Source organism: Bacillus sp. B2-WWTP-C-10-Post-4 (genome assembly GCF_009183805.1).
Lineage (GTDB): Bacteria > Bacillota > Bacilli > Bacillales > Bacillaceae_G > Bacillus_A > Bacillus_A cereus.
Genome location: NZ_WEII01000232.1, coordinates 1 through 2,405 on the forward strand (window position 1 = coordinate 1; position 2,405 = coordinate 2,405).

Sequence of the window (2,405 nt, forward strand, 5' to 3'; positions counted from 1 at the left end):
GTATATTAAGTGGAAATCCTCAAAATGAACCGTTACATTACGGTGAAGTATTTGACATTTGGAGCTATCTTCTTGCTGCACAGGGGGCAATTGCAAGTCATCAAGTATTTATGAATCATACAGGTGATGAAGATTTGAAGAAGTTTTTAGAAGGCTTAATTGAAAATGATATGAATTCGGAAATAGAAGAATTAAAAGCTCTTTTAAAGATTAATGGTGTAGCATTACCGCCTGCTCCTCCAGAACGACCAGTTGCATCTATTGAAGATATTCCTCCGGGAGCGCGTATTAATGATGTTGAAATTGCTGCTGCTGTTTCTGCAGGGCTAGCAGCTGGACTTGTGACATGTAGTCAAGTGATGGGAAAATGCCTTCGCGAAGATGTAGGGATGTTATTTGGCCAATTTCATATGAAAAAAGCGCAGGCAGGTGTAACTTTGCTACGTTTAAGTAAGAAAAAAGGATGGGTAGTTCCACCTCCGTTACATGTAAGAAATTCAGATCAAGCTTAATAAACAAAAATAAAAAAGTGGCATTGGCCACTTTTTTATTTTTTAGATGTATCCTCAAGCTTGGATTTATTTATTGTGGAAGAATCTATATATTCATCTGATATTTCCATAGCATATTTATCATGATGAATATGCTTGCGATTTTTTAATTCATCGTCGTTACGTAGCACTAACCTCTTCATATAAATATGGAAGAAAACTTCTGTTCCACCAATAATTAAAGCGGCTATAAATGAAGAAAGTCCAATGTTACGAGTAGCATCTAAATTAGTAAACAAGGATGTTAGTAACCAAGTTCCGAAAAAGCTTAAGCCGAAATCTGCCATTGTAGCAATCATATTTCCGTATTTAGGTAAAATGAAGAGGTCTCCGATTAAATAGGCAGCTCCCGTAAGAAAAAGAGAAATTAGTAATACTCTAGGAATTGAAATGCCTTGAAAGATACTGAGCATGATTAGCAATACTGCAGTTATCGCTGTGTATTTAATTAATAAGGCAACAATATGTTTCATCATTTTCCTCCATTGTTTAAACGTATATGAAATACAATATTTCATTAAAAACGGATTATGCTTTTATATAGCGTAACCCGTTTTAATCACCCCTTAATGGTAAGAAGTACAACCTGGGTAAGAAGCAGGCTTATACTATGGATAGTATTTGCGGAATATCGAGCTTTATTCATAAAGGGTAGTTCCATTCTTATAATAGAGATGTTGCCTAAGTACAGTGTTTTTTCATATTAAACTTAATATTCGTTGGTGTTTTGATTCATTAATATAAAAATAAACAAAGTATTTCCGCATTTAATGCATCTTTTTATTTATATATTTTCCGTAATCAGGTACAGCAATTTTATCAAATTCTTGAACGAGTGTTTTGAGGCTTGTTGATAGCAATTCACCTGACATTGGTATCCCATGTCCAGTAATAGCGACTAGAGGCTTTAATTCTTCTAATTTAATGACTGATTCTTTAGCTGCTTTCCAATCTGTTGTTAAATAACGAGGGGGTCCGCTTATTTCCTGTTCTTGAGTTATTACTTTATACAGATACTCCTGTTTCACTGTAACAAAAGCGTCCCCAGCAATTAAAGTTCGGTCTTTCTCTCTGAATAATGAAATATGCCCAGGAGTATGCCCTGATGTATGAATCCATCTAAACTCTGGCATATGGGGAACAGTTCCATCGGTAGGTAGTGCTTTTACGCTATTTCCTAAATCAATCGGTTCATTAGGGAACAGGGGAGACATTTTCGCTACCATACCACCTTCAACTGTAGGGTCTGGTTCTGGATAGCTTTGTTGTCCAGTCAAAAACGGTATCTCCATTTGATGGGCATAGACTGGAACATCCCAATATTTAATGAGTTCAATTATTCCTCCAACATGATCAAAATGCCCATGAGTTAAAATAATTGCTTTTGGGCGACTATTGGTACCAAATCGATCTTCAGCGATAGAGATAATTTCATTTGCACATTTAGGCATTCCAGCATCAACTAAAACAAAATCATTGGTCTGAGGATTTCCAACAAAGCATATATTGACGATTTGAATCGTGTAACAAAATAAATCAGGTAATACTTCGAGGCCATGACCACTTTCAATTGAAGTTGCTGGAATAAACTTATAATCACTTCCATAATTCATCTCATTGTCCACTTTTTATCCCCCTTACTATATGTTCATACGACATTATAGTTCCCTAATTTCTCAAATCCATTTTGGAGGATTTGAGAAAAGAATGAGTGGGGGGATTAAAAAAGCAATAATTTACTCCTAGAATTAAGATGGAGACATATCAATTTATATAAAGTGCAAACAAAAAATATTGATTGTAAAGTCGTAGTTTCTACTATTATTTTGAGTTTAAGTGTATATCTTTTAAGAG

Annotated in this window: 3 protein-coding genes; 1 reads left to right on the forward strand and 2 read right to left on the reverse strand. The window is 34.9% G+C overall.

Annotation, left to right across the window (positions count from 1 at the left end):
• Window positions 1–2: 2 nt before the first annotated feature.
• Window positions 3–512, forward strand: coding sequence for a DUF3231 family protein (locus GBN78_RS29400; protein ID WP_226798512.1), 510 nt, complete (start codon window positions 3–5; stop codon window positions 510–512).
• 35 nt (window positions 513–547) lie between these two features.
• Here GBN78_RS29400 and GBN78_RS29405 read toward each other — a convergent pair whose 3' ends face one another.
• Together GBN78_RS29405 and GBN78_RS29410 are read right to left on the reverse strand one after the other, a co-directional pair.
• Complete coding sequence (locus GBN78_RS29405) at window positions 548–1,024, reverse strand: YndM family protein (RefSeq protein WP_000680669.1); 477 nt, start codon at window positions 1,022–1,024, stop codon at window positions 548–550.
• Window positions 1,025–1,318: 294 nt separating this feature from the next.
• Entirely contained in the window at window positions 1,319–2,176 is an 858-nt protein-coding gene (locus tag GBN78_RS29410; protein ID WP_000368293.1) for an MBL fold metallo-hydrolase, read from the reverse strand.
• Between the last annotated feature and the right edge of the window lie 229 nt (window positions 2,177–2,405).